The sequence below is a fragment of the Candidatus Hydrogenedentota bacterium genome, assembly GCA_013359265.1.
Taxonomy (GTDB): domain Bacteria; phylum Hydrogenedentota; class Hydrogenedentia; order Hydrogenedentales; family SLHB01; genus JABWCD01.
Genome location: JABWCD010000002.1, coordinates 37,988 through 54,661, shown reverse-complemented (window position 1 = coordinate 54,661; position 16,674 = coordinate 37,988). Strand labels below are relative to the sequence as shown.

The window sequence follows — 16,674 nt, the reverse complement described above, 5'->3', positions numbered from 1 at the left end:
CGGATGGATGATGCAGCACGCGTGGTTGATACCCGCGCTGCCGCTTGCGTCGTTCGCCGTGAACGGGCTGCTGATCAGTCCGATCTCGAAACGCGGCGCGGGCATCGTGGGCACGCTCGCGATCGTGGCGTCTGCCGCGTGCGCGTACATGCTGGCGTGGGAATACTTCACGGCGTACCCTCCGGGCCACGAGCACCCGGCCCTGGTGCCGTGGTCGTTCGAATGGCTGCGGTACCAGCCGGGGCTGTCGGTCAATGTCGGCGTGCTGGTCGACCCGATCTCCGTGCTGCTCATGATTGTGGTGACGACCGTCAGCGCGCTGGTACACATTTACAGCAACGCGTACATGCACGGAGAACACGGCTTCGGCCGCTATTTCACGTTTCTGAACCTGTTCACGTTCAGCATGCTCGGGCTAGTCGTCGCGCCCGACATCATCCAAATGTATGTCTGCTGGGAACTCGTCGGCGTGAGCAGTTTCCTGTTGATCGGGTTCTACTACACCAAACCGACCGCCGTTGCCGCGTCGAAGAAGGCGTTCATCGTCACACGGTTCGCGGACCTGGGCTTCCTCGTGGGCGTGATTATTCTCAGCTACTGGGGCTTCCGGCTGTATCCCGCATGGTCGGCGGAAGTCGGCGCGGCAGCAAACGGGCTGGCCCACGTCCAGCCGGTCGATTTCGCCTATCTCAACCACCCCGCGTTTCTCGCGGAATTCTCCGGACTCGGCATCACGTTTATTGGAATCAATCTCCTCACGCTCGCAATGGTGCTCGTATACATGGGCGCGGCGGGCAAGAGCGCGATGTTCCCGCTGCACATCTGGTTGCCGGACGCGATGGAAGGGCCGACACCGGTGTCCGCGCTCATTCACGCGGCGACAATGGTAGTCGCCGGCGTGTATCTCGTGGCGCGGCTGTTCCCCGCGTTCGCGTTCAGCGGAACGGCGCTGGCGGTGGTTGCATGCGTCGGTGCGTTTACAAGCCTGTTCGCGGCGGTCATCGGCACGACGCAGGACGACATCAAGCGCGTGCTCGCCTTCTCGACCTTGAGCCAGTTGGGTTACATGATGCTTGCGCTCGGCGTGAGCACTATCGAACACCCGGGCGGATACACAGCGAGCATGTTCCACCTGTTCACGCACGCGTTCTTCAAGGCGCTGTTGTTCCTCGGCGCGGGCGCCGTCATTCACGCGGTCCACACGAACTCGATCTGGGAGATGGGCGGTCTGGCAAAGAAGATGCCTATCACGCACGTCACGTTTCTGATCGCAACACTCGCCATCAGCGGCATTCCGCCGTTTGCCGGGTTCTTCTCGAAAGACGAAATCCTCGCGTCGTCGCTTGCAAACGGGCACCCGATCGTCTTTGGCGTGTCGATGCTCGTGGCGGGGCTGACCGCGTTCTACATGTTTCGCATCTACTTCGTCACGTTTTGGGGACAAGGCCGCGGCGAGGGCGCGTCACACGCGCACGAAGCGCCCGCCGTCATGTGGATGCCCATGGCGCTGCTCGCCGTGTTGTCCGCGGTAACCGGATTTGTCCCCATGGGCCAATACGTCGGCATCGGCGAACACGAAGCGCATCACGGGGTAAACCTGGCAATCGCAATTCCCGCGACACTTGTCGCACTGCTTGGGACCGCCACCGCCGCATATTTCTATATCGGTGACGGAAGCCGCGCGCGCGCGGCCGCGTCGGCATTGGGAATCGTCTACCGCACCGTGAAACAAAAATTCTATTTCGACGAGATGTACCTGTTCGTCACGCACAAAATTATCTTTCGGCGGATCGCGCGGCCCATCGCATGGTTCGACAAGCGCGTCGTGGACGGCGGCGTCGATGCGAGCGGCTGGGCGACGCGTACCAGCGGGCGGTTGTTGAGCCACGCGCAAACCGGCCAGGTGCAAACCTACGGCCTGTGGTTCACAGGCGGCGTGGCGTTCGTGATTCTGATCTTGTGGGCCGCGCTCGTGTAGCGCGGCGCAGTTGGGGGAAAGTAACGAGACATGGGCCTTGTCAGTTGGCTGATCGCACTGCCGTTCCTGACGATGGTGGCGGTGGTGCTCGTGCCCGAGCGGCACTGGCGGTCCATTCGGTGGATTTCCGCCGCAGGCACGGGCGCCGGCCTCGCGCTCACCGCGTACGTCGTGTACCGCTATTGGGTCGAGGCCGCGGGCGACGTGGAACTCTTGCGCGGCGCGACGCTGACGAAACTGTATCTCGTCGAACGCGTGGCTTGGTTCGAACCGCTCGGCATCCAATACTTCGTTGGCATCGACGGCATCTCCGCGAGCATGGTCGTGCTGACGTCGATCATCATCTTCTGCGGCGTGCTTGCGAGTTGGAACGTCGAGACGCGCACGAAGGAATTTTTCGCGCTGCTCCTGCTGCTGGTCACGGGCGTGTTCGGGGTTTTCCTCAGCTACGACCTGTTTCTCTTCTTCATGTTCTACGAACTTGCCGTACTGCCCATGTACCTGCTCATCGGCATCTGGGGCACGGGGCCGAAAGAATACGCCGCGATGAAGCTGACGCTCATGCTCCTCGTAGGCAGCGCGTTTGTGCTCGTCGGGTTCCTGGCGCTGTACCACGAATCCGGCCTGCACACTTTCGACCTGCAACAACTCGCCTCGGTCTCCTACTCGGGCCGCTTCCAGTGGTGGTTCTTCCCGATGATCTTTGTAGGGTTCGGCGTGATCGGCGCCCTGTTTCCGTTTCACACCTGGTCGCCTGACGGGCACAGTTCCGCGCCAACCGCTGTGTCGATGTTGCACGCCGGCGTGCTGATGAAGCTCGGCGGCTACGGCGCGCTGCGCATCGCCGTATACGTGCTGCCCGAAGGCGCGAAGGCGTGGGCGCTCTTCTTCATGGGCCTCACGACGATCAACATTCTGTACGGATCGTTCGGCGCGATCATGCAGCGCGACTTGAAGTACTTCACCGCGTACTCGTCCGTCAGCCATTGCGGGTTCGTGCTGTTCGGCGTAGCGGCGTTGAACCTCATGGGCTTCAAAGGCGCGGTGCTGCAAATGTTCAGTCACGGTATTATGACCGGACTCTTCTTCGGGCTGATTGGCATTGTCTACGGCCGCACGCATACCCGCGTCATCCCCGAAATGGGCGGGCTTGCGAAGGTCATGCCGTGGCTGGCGACGTCTTTTTACATCGCGGGTCTGGCAAGCCTCGGCTTGCCGGGGCTGTCCGGATTCGTCGCGGAAACGCACGTGTTCCTTGGCGGGTTCTTCGGCAATCCATGGTCCAACACGATCGCGACGCGCACACTCACCATCATCGCGACGCTTTCGATTGTAGTCACTGCTGTGTATGTACTGCGCGGCCTTGCGATGGTGTTTCAAGGTCCGATCAGGGACCCGCACTTCGAGGAGCTTCGCGACGCCACGCTGACAGAAAAACTTTCTACGGGCCTGCTTGTGGCGACCTTGCTGTTTGTCGGCATGGCGCCCTGGCTCATGATCGATCTGATTGAACCGTCATTGTACCCCTTTATTAACCGGCTCCAGGGCACGGTAACCGCGGGTCTGACGGGCGAAATGTGAGAGCGAATATTTCATGAACATCGCGTACCCCGAAATTGTCGTGGCGGCAACGGCCTTCGTCGTGCTCGTCGGCGACATGTTCATGACCGAACGTGCGCGCGTGGCGTTGGCGCCGCTCTCCGCGCTCGGCCTCGCGCTGGGTATTGCCGTGACGGCGCTATTCACGCCCGCCTCCGGCGAATTGTTGGGCGGGCGCTTCGCGATGGACCCGGTAGCGTGGTGGTTCAAAATCGCGTTCATGGTCGCCGCGCTCGTCTCGGTGGTGCTCTCCATGGACACGCTCGATGGCCGTGCGCGCGTCCGCGCCCGCGGCATGGGGTTCCGCGGCGAGTACTACATGGTCCTGCTTTCGAGCGTCGTGGGCATGATGCTGCTCGTGTCCGCCCGCGATCTCGCCACGCTATTTGTCAGCCTCGAAGTCGCGACCCTTCCGCTCTTCGTGCTGGCGGCGTGGCGGCGCGACGATCCCAAGTCCGGCGAAGCGGGATTGAAGTACGTGATCCTCGGCGCGTTGGCGTCGGCGTTCATTGGGTACGGGTTCAGCATTCTCTACGGCCTGGCGCGCAGCACGGACCTCGACATCATTGCGCACAGCGTCTCCGGCGAATACACACCGGCGTTCCTGCTTGCGGTTGCGCTTGTGCTCGCGGGCACGGGCTTCAAACTGACGGTTGTTCCGTTCCACATGTGGGCCGCGGACGTATATCAAGGCGCGCCCACGCCGGTCACCGCATACCTTTCCGTGGCGTCGAAAGCGGCGGGCCTGGCGTTCGCATTCCAGGTTCTGTTCCGCCTGTTCGGGAACTGGCTGCCGCAATGGGGCATGTTGATCGCCGTGTTCGCGGCGCTGACGATGACGCTCGGCAACGTGGTCGCTATCGTCCAGCACAACGTCAAACGCTTCATGGCGTACAGCGCCATTTCGCAGGCGGGCTACTTCCTGCTCGGTTTTCTCGGGAGCGCGAACGAGGGCGTGCCCGCAATGCTCTTCTACCTCGTCGTGTACGTCGTCAGCAATCTCGCCGCCTTCGCGTGCATTGTCTGGTTCGCGAACGAAACCGGCAAAGAGCAGATCGAAGACTACCGTGGCCTGTCGCTGACCAATCCGCTGGTGGCGCTCGCGATGATGGTCGCACTGTTCAGCCTTGCGGGAATTCCGCCGCTATCGGGGTTCGTCGGAAAATTCTTCTTGTTCAATATTGCGTCCAAGGCGGGCTACCACTGGCTCGTCGCCCTCGCGGCCGTAAACTCGACAATCTCGCTCTACTACTACCTCCGCGTCGTCCGCCAAATGTACATCGAGCCCGTGGACGCGGAAGCATCCACACCGGGCGTGTCCCGAAACGTCGGCGTGACCCTGGCGTTGCTGTCCCTCGCCATCGTAGTCCTCGGAATCGTGCCGACGTTCTACGAAAGGATTCACGCCAGCACAGTCGCCTGGCTCCTGTCGCTGTCCGCGGGATAGAGAGCGGTGGCGGGCCCGGAATCTGGTACCGCCGGGATTGAACCGAATAGACTGAACGATAAGGAACGCAAACTGCTGCCGGCGCGGGCCCGAGCGGCGACTTGTTCGCGATACGAATGTTCACCATTACAACGAAACGGAAGTTGTCCGACCACCTCACGGAAATTAACGTCGCGGCGCCGCTCATCGCCAAGGCAGCGCACCCCGGCAATTTTGTGCTTGTGCGCGGCGACGAATTCGGCGAGCGCATCCCGCTGACAATCGCCGACTCCAATGCTGCCAGTGGCACGATTACGCTCGTGATGCAGGAGATCGGCAAAGGCACCAAGGCCCTGGCGGCGGTCGAACCGGGTCAAGCCTATCTCGATGTGGTCGGGCCGCTGGGCAAGGACCGCGAGATTCACGGGCCGGGCAGGACCATCTGCTGCGTGTGCGGCGGCGTGGGTCTCGCCCCCATGTTCCCGCAGATGAAGGCGCATCACGAAGCCGGCAACCGCCTTATTTCCATCCTCGGCGCGCGCGACGCGTCGCTGTTGTTCTGGCAGGACAAGGTGGAGGCGATTAGCGACAAGGTGTGTTACGCGACCGACGACGGCTCGTTCGGGCGCAAAGGCTTCGCGGCGCAAGCGCTCGATGAACTCGTGCGCGGCGGCGAGGGCATCGACGAGGTGATCGCGATCGGTCCGGTGCCGCACATGAAGGCGGTCGTCGATTGCTGCAAGACGCATGGCCTGCCCGTTGTCGTCAGTCTGAATCCCATCATGGTCGACGGCACCGGCATGTGCGGGGGCTGCCGCGTGAGCGTGAACGGAGAAGTCAAGTACGCGTGCGTGGACGGGCCGGAGTTTGACGGCAAGCTCGTCGATTTCGACGAGCTGATCATGCGGCAGCGCGCGTACAAACCGCTCGAAGCGCAGGCGAACGACGGACGCGCCGAACCGCATCACGAAGATGAGCACATCTGCCACTTCGAGCAGCGGGTCAAACAGATGGTCGCTGCGCTCGAATCGCGCAAGAACAAACATTGCTCGAGCTACTTCGAAGAGACTTCGGCACTGTTCGTCCTGCAAACGATCGCCGAACTGGCCAAGCACCGCACAACGTTCGACGAGGTGAAACCCACGTTCTCCCCCGAGGAAGCGCTGGCCGAGGCGCTCCGCTGCAAAGGCTGCGAACACGCCACCTGCATCGAAGGATGCCCCGTCGAAGTCGACATTCGAGAATTCATCCGGTGCATCCAGCGGGGCGAACTCACGGAAGCCGCTCGAATCGTCAAAGAAAAAAACAACCTGCCCGCCGTGTGCGGCCGCGTGTGCCCGCAGGAAACCCAGTGCGAAAAGCGATGCGTCGTCGCGAAAACCCAGGATCGCCCGGTGGCCATCGGCGCGCTGGAACGGTTCGTAGCGGATTGGGAGGCGGAGCATGTTCCGCCGCGGCCCTTCCGCATTGAACCCAAGGGCAAGATGGTCGCGGTGATCGGGTGCGGACCGGGCGGCCTCACCTGCGCCGGCGACCTCGCGCGCATGGGGTATGACGTCACCATATTCGAGGCATTTCACGACACCGGCGGCGTGCTTCGGTACGGCATCCCCGAGTTTCGCTTGCCGAAAGCCATCGTCGATCGCGAAGTGAACTACATCAAGAGTCTCGGCGTCCGAATCGAACTCGACATGGTGATCGGGAAGGTGCTGACGATCGACGGCCTTTTCGCCAACGGATACGAATCCATCTTTATTGCGGTGGGAGCGGGCGCGCCCATGTTCATGAATGTGCCGGGAGAGAACCTCATCGGCGTGTACAGCGCCAACGAGTTTCTCACGCGCGTAAACCTCATGAAGGCGTACCGCTTCGGCGAATACCAGACCCCCGTGAACATCGGCAGTCACGTCGTCGTCGTCGGGGCGGGCAACGTGGCGATGGACGCGGCGCGCGTTGCCATTCGGCTCGGCGCAAAGCGCGTCACCATCGTCTACCGCCGTTCCGAAGCGGAGATTCCGGCCCGCGCCGAGGAAGTGCTCCATGCGCGCGAAGAGGGCGTGGCCTTTCACCTGCTGACCGCGCCCGTCCGGCTCGTCGGCGACGATCACGGGCGCGTGCGCGCGATGGAATGCATCCGCATGACACTGGGAGAGCCGGACACCTCCGGCCGCCGCCGTCCGATTCCGGTGCCGAACAGCGAGTTCACGATCGACTGCGACATGCTCATCCCCGCGCTGGGTACGCGCGCGAACCCGCTGCTCACGGGAAACACCAAGGGCATCGAACTCAACAAGTGGGGAAACATAGTTGCCGATCCCGTCACCGGCGCAACGAACCTGCCCGGCGTATACGCGGGCGGGGATATCGTGACCGGCGCCGCGACCGTCATCGAGGCCATGGGCGCGGGCAAACGCGCCGCGGCGGCCATCGACAACTACCTGTCCGCCAATTCTTTACGCCCTGTGTCTATCTCATAGCACCACGCACGCACCGCGTTCTAAGCCCTATGTGCGGAACAATCCGGCTTACTGGAAAATGACATGTATATGCGTAAGACGTGCGCACAAGAGCGCGTTTTGCGTACAATTGGCGCAAGCTGTTGCCCCGTGTCACGTGCCGAACCATGTCGCGCATTACGCCCTTAAATAAGCTCACTTCCGTCAATCGACTGACGACCTTGTACGTCCTCGCCCTGGGTAGCGTCGGGCTGCTCGTGATCGTCGGGCAGCTATTGATTCAACACTCGATAGCTCAACAGCACAACGATTCGACGGTGATCAACGTGGCCGGCCGCCAGCGCATGTTGAGCCAGCGCATTGCGAAAGCGGCGCTCGCCCTCCATGTTCGTCCCGACACGGCCCGCGTCAGCGAATTGGAGGAAGCGGTGGCGCTGTGGATCGGCTCGCACGAAGGACTGATTCGGCGTGACGGGGCCATGCACCTCGAGGGCGCCAATAGCAAAGAGGTGCAAGCGCTCTTCGACCGGATCGAGGGACCGCGGCAACGAATCGTGTCCGCCGCGCAACAGCTCGCCCGAATCGAAACGCACGAGGGCGCCTCCTCAGCGGAGGTAGGCGGCCTCGTCGCGGCGATACTCGAAAGTGAGGCGCTCTTCTTAAGTGGAATGGACGCCATCGTGTCGCAATACGAACGGGAAGCGAACGCAAAAGTCGACCACGTCCGCCGGTTGGAATTGGGACTGCTGTTCGCCACGCTCGCGATTCTCGCCCTCGAGGCGCGCTTCATTTTCCGGCCCGCCGTCGCTAATATTCGCAGTACTGTTGGCCGGCTCGAAGAATCGGAAGCGGGGCGCGCGCGAATCGCCGAGGAACTGCGCGCGATCTTCGATTCCGTGCCCGCGCTCATCATGCATTGCGACACGGACGGCACCATCGTACGGCTGAACCGATCCGGCGCCACGATCATCGGCGAAAGCATCGAGAAGCTTACCGGTATCTGCGTCTACGATCTGTTTACGGGACAAGAAGCGCGGCTACGCGACGAGGACCTCCAAATCGTGCGCAGCGGCGAGCCGCAGTTGGGCCTCCTCCACTACCTGCGAAACGCGCAGGGCGACACGCGGTGGCTGCGCATGAACAAGATTCCGCACCGCGGCGCCGATGGCCAGACCGCCGGTATCATCATGTTTGCGGTGGACGTAAGCGAGCAGAAGCGGCTCGAGCGGCGCTTGATGGAACTGCGCTCCGAGGAAGAACGCCAACTCGGCTACAACCTCCACGACGGCCTGGGCCAGGAGCTATCGGGCATCCTCTACGCCAGCCGCGTGCTCGCCAACCGCCTCAAGGCCAAAGACCCGGAATCCGCCGCGCAGGCCGCGGAAATCATCGCGCTCGTGAAGCGCGGCGTTGAGACCGTTCGCGGAATCGCGAAGAGCCTGCGGTCGATCGGCGACGATCCCGACGCGCTGTCGAAGTCCTTGCGCGAACTCGCCGCGGTCACCCGCGAAACGGCCGGCCTCAAATGCGAGTTCGAGGAAAAGGGTTCGGTCTTGTTGTTCGAACGCGATATCGCGGAACATCTCTACCGTATCGCGCAGGAGGCCGTGAACAACGCCATCCGCCACAGCGGCGCGCAGCAGGTTTGGATTCGGCTCGCCCAGGGCGACGAGGAAACGGTGTTGGAAATTGCCGATGACGGACGCGGCATGGATACGGTCGGCATGCGGCGCGAACGCAGCGCCGGGCTGGATCCCGAGGGAATGGGTTTGAGCATCATGGAGCACCGCGCGGAACTGGTCGGAGGACGATTTCAGATCGAGTCGCGCCCCAACCACGGCACGAAAGTCCGATGTGCAATTTCCATGTAACGCAGAAAGGTTTGGACCGATGAAAGTTGTGCTCGTCGAAGACCATCCCGTCGTGCGGCGGGGCATTGTGCAACTGCTGCACGAAGAGGAAGACATTCGCGTGTGCGGCGAAGCGGAAGACGTTGTCGGAGCGCTCGAGGCCATCGGACGCGAGACACCGGACATAGTCGTCGTCGATTTAAGCCTGCGCGACTCGAACGGCCTCGATCTCTTGCGGGAAATGAGGCAGCGCTTTCCCGATCTGCGCGCGCTGGTGCTTACGATGCATACCGAACCGAACTACGTGGAAAAGGCGCTGCGCCTCGGCGCACGAGGGTATATCACGAAAGACCAGGCCGACGAACAGATCATCGACGCTTTGCGCAAGGTCGCGGCGGGCGGACTGTACCTCGACCCGTCCACCAACGAAGCGGTGTTGCTGCGGTTGGTCGACGGACCCAAGAAGAGCATGGACGATCAGGTCAACGAATTGAGTCAGCGCGAACGATCGGTCTTCCTTCTAATGGGCCAGGGCAAGAATTCGCGGGACATCGCGAACCGCCTCGGTCTCAACGTGAAAACCGTCGAAACGTACCGCCGGCGAATCCGCGCCAAGCTTGACGTGTCCAACATGAGCCAGTTGACGCATACGGCGTTCGAATTCGTGCAGGAGCACAAAAACGTCTGACCTGCCGCCAATTTCGGACGCAAAACGAACTCACGCGGCGTTCTTCTCTTTGAAGTGTGATTTGGGCCCACCGCACACCGGGCACACCCACGACTCCGGAAGGTTCTCGAACGCGGTGCCCGCCTTCACCCCTGCTTGAACATCGCCATAATGGGCGCTGTATTCGGTTAAGCAGGCCACGCATTCGTGAGAAAGCCTGCGCGCCGCGGTCCGCGTCTCCGGCGCGTTCGACGCTGCCGATGGATCGTCCTGCGGGACACCCGCCAGCGCCGAAACGATAACCTGCGCAACGTCGCCCGGCCGAACGCCGTTCTTCACGCAAGTCCACCGCGATGCAGGCGGCCCGCCCGCGTCGCGCCGCAGAATATCGTATCGCTCCCGCCTGAGACGCGCGCGCCGAGCGCGAGATGGCCGGATGACGATATGAGCGCTGGCGGGGAACGATTGATCATTCGCGAAGCACAGGGCGGCGCCGCTGCACATCGGAATTGCCCGCTCGAGTTCGCGCAACGCGTTGCCGGCAATTCCCGCCCCAAATGTCGTATCGAAACAAAACGTACGCCACGAGCCGGTGCACTCGCCCACCCGCGCGCCGAGCATCATTCGGCGCAGGGCCGTCGTGCAGGCGTCGGATAGGCCGGAGATCAGCAGAGTTCTCCAGGGCGTGAGACCGAACTGCACATTGTGTTGCAGTGTTGCCGACCATAAACAAACGTCAATCACGAAATTGCCTGGAAGTCCCTCCGCGTCGAACGGAATGACTATCGAACCAGGCGGCATGCGGAAAAACTGTTGGTCGCGCGTCGGCTCGTGAACACCCACCCGAAACGGTTCCAGCAGTGCATCGAGCGTACGCGCCCATGAATCGGTCCCGGGCGGGCCGTGCCGATCGAGAAACGACGAAATGTCCGCACAGACGCGTGGCAAATCGCGCGACCGAACGGCGCCAGCCAAGGTGAAGTTGTTGCTGCCCTCGGGATCGGTGACATGAAGCCGCCAGAAATCGCGTTGCGCGCACGCAGCAAAGTTGATCGTTCCACACAGTGCGGGCAGGTAGGGCTGGATGGGGTCCGCCAGCGATACGGTGTGTGGATAGGCGCGGGGAATTCGATCGAGCAGTTCCGTAAAGACGCCCATCGTCAGCCAATCGAGTGTGCCCGCCATTCCTGCAACCGGCGCCGTGGATACAACGTTCTTGACGGGCGAGACCGTGGTGTGAAGCCGATCGACAGAGGGTCGGCCCAGCAAGGTCGCCGCGCGCGCGGCGGGGACCCCGCGCACAATGAACTCCTGTCGACCGGTGGCGTATATCCGGCCGTCGCCTTGCGATACGGCGGCCTCTGCGAGCAAACGCAACTCCGCCATCGAGATGACGCCGCCCCGCGTGCAGTACCGCAGCCCGCCGCCCGGGTTCGTCATGCTATGGCCACCGCGCGCTGCGTAACCAGCAATTGCACCTCGGGCCGGCAACTCCCGCACGTCGTGCCCGCGCCGGTCGCCGCGCAGATTTCTTCGAGCGTCTGGCAACCGGAAGCGAGCGCGTCGTCGATGTTGCCTTTGCCAACCTGATTGCACGAGCAGACCAATTTTCCCTTTGCCGTGTTTCGCGCCACACCGGCGCCCGCGCGTAGAACGTTTCGTCTCTCGCTGTCGAGTTCGATGCCGCTCTCGATCCACGCACAAAACTGCGGCAGGTTGGATAGGTCGCCGACAAGCAACGCGCCAATCAGGCGGTTTTGCCGGACAAAACACCGAATATAGACCCGCTCTGCGCGATCGTGGTATACGATTTCTTCAATGCCCTTGGACACCGCCGCGCACATGTAACCGGCCGACGCCACCTGAATGCCCGGCGCCTTGAGTACATGTACCGGAATGCTGCCGGTATAAAGCGCCGCCGTATCGCCCGCCAACTGCGCGGCCACAACGTCCGCCTGCTGCCGCGCGGCGAGACTGGTCCCGTACCGCTGCCCACGATGTTCCGCGCACTCGCCCAGCGCATAGACGTTTGGATCGTTCGTGCGCAACGCATCGTCGACGACGATGCCATTACCGCACACTATCCCTGCATTCCTCGCGAGCCAATCGTTTGGCAAAGTCCCCACGGCGTATATGAGCAGATCGCAGGCGTAGTACACGCCGCCCGCGCTGCGGACACCGAGAATTCGTTCGGTTCCGTGCGTGTGCGCGACTGTCTCTTGCAGCACCACTTCGACGCCGCGCGCGGACAGCTCTTGCAGCAACAACCCGGCGGCCGTGTCGTCCAACTGTCCCCCCATGAGCCGCGATGATCGATGCAGCAGCGTCACACCGAGGCCAAGCGCGCGCAGCGCAACGGCAAGCTCGATGCCGAGCAGACCGCCCCCAACGATGACCGCGCGCTTGCTTGCGCGGGCATGGCGGTGGATCGCGTCTGCGTCCGCGCGGTTTCGCAACGTGAACACACCACCAAGGTTCGCTGTCGCCTTGTCCGGCGTCGCGGCACTGCTGCCCGTTGCGATAACCAACGCGTCGTATGCGTAACTGTTTCCCTGTGCATCGACCACGCGGCGCTCATCCCGCACGATTTCCGTGATCGCGCTCCCGGGCTTGAACTCGATACGCCGCGCTCGGAGTTCGTCGTCGCCACAGGTGACAAGCTGGCCCCAAACTTTCTCGCCGGTAATGTAGGAGGGTAACTGGATGCGGTCGTAGAAGCCCGCGTTCTCGTTACCAAAGACGATAATCGAATCGATTCCGTTTCGCTTTCGGTACGAAGACACGAATTGCAGCGCGCCTGCACCCGCGCCGATCACGACGATTCGCCGCGCGGGCATGACGACCGGCTCGACACGGACCGCCGCGTACTTGAAACCGGGTTGTTTCGATCGCGCATCGACCGCCGAGTTCGTCAGCAAGTTCGTACGCGCTCCGCCCGCGCCCGTTCCGTTGCTCCAGTGCATCGGAAGGAATACCGTGCCGCGCTTGATACTGTCTACACAACGAACTTGAACGGCAACCTCGCCGCGCTCGTTCGCGATTCGCGCCGTTGCGCCATCCGCGATTCCGAAGGCCTTTGCGTCGTCCGGATGCATTTCCGCGAACGGCGCGCTTTCGTGTTGCAGCAGACGGTTCACTTTTCCCGTGCGCGTCATCGTGTGCCACTGTTCGCGCAACCGTCCGGTCGTGAGTACAAACGGATGTTCCGCCGAAGTTGCTTCCGCGGGCTCGGAATAGGTAACGCCGTGCAATCGCGCCTTTTGGTTCGGCGTTGCGAAGCGGCCATCCTCGAACAACCGCGCGGTGCCCGGGTGGTCCGCGCACGGACATGGCCACTGGACACTGCCTTCCTTGCGAAGGCGCTCGTAACTGATCCCGCCGATATCGATGCGCGTGCCGCGCGTCAGCTCGCGATGTTCGATAAAGATGTCCTCAGGCGACCCGTAACTAAATGCGGAACCCCATCCCATCTTCGCGGCGAAACGGCAGAGAATCTCGGTGTCGGGGAGCGCCTCGCCCGGCGGCTCGACAAGCTTCTCCACGAGCGTTACGCGGCGTTCGGAGTTCGTCATCACACCGGGCTTCTCAAGCCATCCCGCGGCGGGGAGCAACACGTCCGCGTATGCGGTGGTATCGGACCGCGACGAAATCTCTTGGACCACCACGAAGCGGGCCGCGCGCAATGCGCGCTCGATCCGCGCAATGTCCGGCATAGAAACCGCGGGGTTCGTGCAGACGATCCACACTGCGCGCATCGTGCCCGCTTCGAGAGCGGCGAACATTTCGGTTGCCGTCAGACCCGGCTTGTCCGATATCCGCTCGACACCCCAGTAGCGTGCGATCTCGTCGCGATGCGCTGGATTCGCCAGATCGCGATGGGCGGCAAGCAGCGTCGCGAGGCCTCCCACTTCGCGCCCGCCCATCGCGTTCGGTTGTCCGGTCAGAGAAAGCGGGCCCGCGCCGGGCTTGCCGATCTGGCCGGTGACGAGCGACAGATTGATAAGCGCAAGGTTTTTGTCCACGCCCGCGACGCTCTGGTTCAGCCCCATCGCCCACCAGGTTTGAAACGCGCGCGCTTCGCCGATCCAGTGCGCCGCGGTCCGGATGTCGCGCTCCGGAACATCGCAAATCGCGGCAGCTTCGGCAACGGACCGCTGCATCGCCGCTTCCCGCATTTGAGCGAATCCGTCCGTGTGCGCGCCGATGAAACGATGATCGACCAGATCGCGCTCGATCAGTTCGCGCGCAATCGCGTTGTAAAGGGCCACGTCCGTACCGGGACGAAGCTGGAGATGAAGGTCGGCAATGGCGCAACTCTGCGTCTTGCGCGGATCCGCGACGATGACCCGTGCGCTGGGCCGGGCCTGTTTGTGTTGCTCCAAACGCCGAAACAGGATTGGGTGGCAGAACGCCGGGTTCGCGCCCGCGACAAGAAAGCAATCTCCGTGCTCGATGTCGTCGTAACCGACGGGGCACAGATCGTCGCCAAGCGACAGCTTGTACGCCGTCACCGCGGAACTCATGCATAGTCGGGAATTGGTGTCGATGTTGTTACAGCCGATGAACCCCTTCACGAGCTTGTTCGCCACGTAGTATTCTTCGGTAAGGCACTGGCCGGAAATGTAGAACCCAACCGATTCCGCGCCATACCGATCGATGGTCGTGCGGAACACCGCTGCGGCGCGGTCCAACGCGGTGTCCCAGTCGACTCGTTCCAGGGGATGCGACCGGCTGCGCCGCATCTGCGGAAACAGTAACCTGTCGTCCGTACTCTGCACCACGTGGTGAAGCGCACGCCCCTTCGAGCACAACATCCCCGCGTTAACCGGATGGTCGGCGTCGCCTTCGAGGTGCAATCTGCCCGCGGCGTCGCGGTGTACGCGTACGCCGCACCCAACGCCGCAATAGCTGCACGTCGTTCTTACGCTTTGGTCCGGCGCGGGGTACATCGCGGATTGGGTCATGTTGCCGCTTACGCGGATGCCAGCGCCGGCTCGGCAGTTGCCCGAAGCCGTTGCTCGATGTCGTGCTTCGCCGCGGCCTCGTCGGCGTCGGAAAACCGAATCACGACCGCGGTCACCGAGCACACGAACACAATCAATCCAAGCACGAACAAACCTTGCGGCCAGCTCAGGGACTCGACCTTGAATAGGAACCCGGACAACAATGCGCCCACGTTTCCGCCCGCGCCGACGATTCCCGCAACAGGCCCGAGAGCACGCTTGTTGATGAATGGAACCACCGCATAGGTCGCGCCGCAACCCATGCACACAAACAACCCAAACAGCAGCAATGCCGCGATGGCGAGCGAGAGCGACGTCATTTGCGAGAAGAGGATGAGCGTCAGCGCTTCGCACGCCATAACGATCGCGAGCCAACGCACGCGCCCTTTCAGTCCCCAACGCAAGCCGAACCGATCGCCGACTATCCCGCCCAGCGCGCGCGCGAAGATGTTGAGCAGGCCCAGCCCCGCGGCGACAAATCCTGCCGCGTGTATGCCGAGATCGAAGTAGTCGGTGAAGTACAACGCGGCGATGTTGTCCAGCGTGATTTCGACGCCGAAGCACCCGCCGTAGATGACGAACAGCGCCCACACGCGTACGTCACCAAACGCTTCCCAGAACGCACCGCGGTTCGCCGCCGCTTTAGGCATCGCGCCTCGCGCGCGCAACTCGCGAAAGTCGCCCTCGGGCGTGTCGCGAGTCACGAAGTAGTACGCGACGCCAGTGGCGAAGCAGACAACGCCGGCGAGAAACATCGACGCGCGCCAACTCCAGAACTCCGTCAGTCCCGCCGCCACAAAACCGCTGAACAGTAGCGGCATCACCATTTGGGTTACGCCGCCGCCCAGGTTGCCCCAGCCGGCCGTCGCGGCGTTTGCCGTACCCACGACGTTCGGCGCGAACATCATGGTCGTATGGAATTGCGTGATGACAAACGACGCCCCGATGATGCTGATCCCCAATCGGAACAGCAGGAAGCTCTCGTAATTTGTCGCAAACCCGATGCCCATCACGGGGATGGAACCCAGCACTAGCAGCCACCCGTACGTGCGCCGCGGACCATACCGATCGCAGGCCCAACCCGCAATGAGCCGTGCAATAACCGTCGCGGCAACGGAAGCGATAATGGTGTTGCCCACCTGGGCCTTCGTCAGCGCGAGTTCCTCGCGTACGACCGACATCAACGGCGCGATTCCGAACCACGCAAAGAAACATAGGAAGAACGCAAACCACGTCATGTGGAAGGCGCGCATCGGCGCGGTATTAAATGAAAAGAGATCGATAGAAGTCGCTTTGTACTGGCTGTCCATTTCCTACCCCTTCGTTGATACTTGCCGCACATTCTCCGGTGTACGTAGGCAATGTACGTGCCAATGTACGCAAAGACTGGCGGTCACACCGCGCAGAACCGGAAGAGGGCCAATCTTGTAAATGTTTTATTTACTGCAAGTTAGCGACATTCCGGAATTGACCATTGGTCAGTGTCTGCCCACCACGCGGGTTTATCGGAATCAATAATATGCAATCCAAACGCGTACATTTGCGTAAGAGCAGCGCGCCAAACCCTACCTCCGCGTAGTGCCCGGTTCGAGCTCATGCGCCGCCCCCGCCTGGACGAACGCCCATTGCCATATCATCCTAACCAGATAGCATGAAATGAGTTAGTACAATTTCCAAGTCCGAATTGACCCGCGA

The 16,674-nt window shown here is 62.2% G+C and carries 9 protein-coding genes; 6 read left to right on the top strand and 3 right to left on the bottom strand.

The genetic code is table 11. The features are described from left to right. The first annotated feature begins 10 nt into the window (after window positions 1–10). The 6 genes from nuoL to HUU46_01340 all read left to right on the top strand — a co-directional run bounded on the left by nuoL (window position 11) and on the right by HUU46_01340 (window position 9,997). Window positions 11–1,978, top strand: coding sequence for an NADH-quinone oxidoreductase subunit L (gene nuoL / locus HUU46_01365; protein NUM52268.1), 1,968 nt, complete (start codon window positions 11–13; stop codon window positions 1,976–1,978). A 30-nt stretch (window positions 1,979–2,008) separates the two neighbouring features. Further along, entirely contained in the window at window positions 2,009–3,559 is a 1,551-nt protein-coding gene (locus HUU46_01360; GenBank protein NUM52267.1) for an NADH-quinone oxidoreductase subunit M, read from the top strand. A gap of 13 nt (window positions 3,560–3,572) precedes the next feature. Then, window positions 3,573–5,024 (top strand): NADH-quinone oxidoreductase subunit N, encoded by a 1,452-nt coding sequence (locus HUU46_01355; GenBank protein ID NUM52266.1) that lies wholly within the window; start codon window positions 3,573–3,575, stop codon window positions 5,022–5,024. Window positions 5,025–5,140: 116 nt separating this feature from the next. Continuing rightward, window positions 5,141–7,480: an NADPH-dependent glutamate synthase gene (gene gltA, locus HUU46_01350; GenBank protein NUM52265.1), complete on the top strand. Its 2,340-nt coding sequence runs from the start codon at window positions 5,141–5,143 to the stop codon at window positions 7,478–7,480. Window positions 7,481–7,626: 146 nt separating this feature from the next. Continuing rightward, window positions 7,627–9,330 carry a PAS domain-containing protein gene (locus HUU46_01345; protein NUM52264.1) on the top strand — a complete coding sequence of 568 codons (1,704 nt, stop codon included), beginning with the start codon at window positions 7,627–7,629 and terminating at the stop codon, window positions 9,328–9,330. Window positions 9,331–9,349: 19 nt separating this feature from the next. After that, window positions 9,350–9,997 (top strand): response regulator transcription factor, encoded by a 648-nt coding sequence (locus tag HUU46_01340; GenBank protein ID NUM52263.1) that lies wholly within the window; start codon window positions 9,350–9,352, stop codon window positions 9,995–9,997. 30 nt (window positions 9,998–10,027) lie between these two features. Here the strand turns inward: HUU46_01340 and HUU46_01335 are convergent, their stop codons facing one another. Genes HUU46_01335 through HUU46_01325 form a run of 3 tightly spaced genes read right to left on the bottom strand, consistent with a single transcriptional unit; the run spans window position 10,028 to window position 16,289 of the window. After that, on the bottom strand, window positions 10,028–11,416 hold the full coding sequence (locus tag HUU46_01335; protein NUM52262.1) for a rubredoxin domain-containing protein: 1,389 nt from the start codon (window positions 11,414–11,416) through the stop codon (window positions 10,028–10,030). Next, window positions 11,413–14,925 (bottom strand): molybdopterin-dependent oxidoreductase, encoded by a 3,513-nt coding sequence (locus tag HUU46_01330; protein ID NUM52261.1) that lies wholly within the window; start codon window positions 14,923–14,925, stop codon window positions 11,413–11,415. Before HUU46_01330 ends, HUU46_01335 begins: the two co-directional genes overlap by 4 nt. A gap of 23 nt (window positions 14,926–14,948) precedes the next feature. Further along, on the bottom strand, window positions 14,949–16,289 hold the full coding sequence (locus HUU46_01325; GenBank protein NUM52260.1) for an MFS transporter: 1,341 nt from the start codon (window positions 16,287–16,289) through the stop codon (window positions 14,949–14,951). Window positions 16,290–16,674: the final 385 nt, after the last annotated feature.

What these genes read in the sequence shown, in the direction of transcription:
- gltA (NUM52265.1), top strand. Translation starts at nt 5,141, where the DNA reads ATGTTCACCATTACAACGAAACGGAAGTTGTCCGACCACCTCACGGAA.
- HUU46_01340 (NUM52263.1), top strand. Translation starts at nt 9,350, where the DNA reads ATGAAAGTTGTGCTCGTCGAAGACCATCCCGTCGTGCGGCGGGGCATT.
- HUU46_01355 (NUM52266.1), top strand. Translation starts at nt 3,573, where the DNA reads ATGAACATCGCGTACCCCGAAATTGTCGTGGCGGCAACGGCCTTCGTC.
- HUU46_01335 (NUM52262.1), bottom strand. Translation starts at nt 11,416, where the DNA reads ATGACGAACCCGGGCGGCGGGCTGCGGTACTGCACGCGGGGCGGCGTC.
- nuoL (NUM52268.1), top strand. Translation starts at nt 11, where the DNA reads ATGCAGCACGCGTGGTTGATACCCGCGCTGCCGCTTGCGTCGTTCGCC.
- HUU46_01345 (NUM52264.1), top strand. Translation starts at nt 7,627, where the DNA reads ATGTCGCGCATTACGCCCTTAAATAAGCTCACTTCCGTCAATCGACTG.
- HUU46_01325 (NUM52260.1), bottom strand. Translation starts at nt 16,289, where the DNA reads ATGGACAGCCAGTACAAAGCGACTTCTATCGATCTCTTTTCATTTAAT.
- HUU46_01360 (NUM52267.1), top strand. Translation starts at nt 2,009, where the DNA reads ATGGGCCTTGTCAGTTGGCTGATCGCACTGCCGTTCCTGACGATGGTG.
- HUU46_01330 (NUM52261.1), bottom strand. Translation starts at nt 14,925, where the DNA reads ATGTACCCCGCGCCGGACCAAAGCGTAAGAACGACGTGCAGCTATTGC.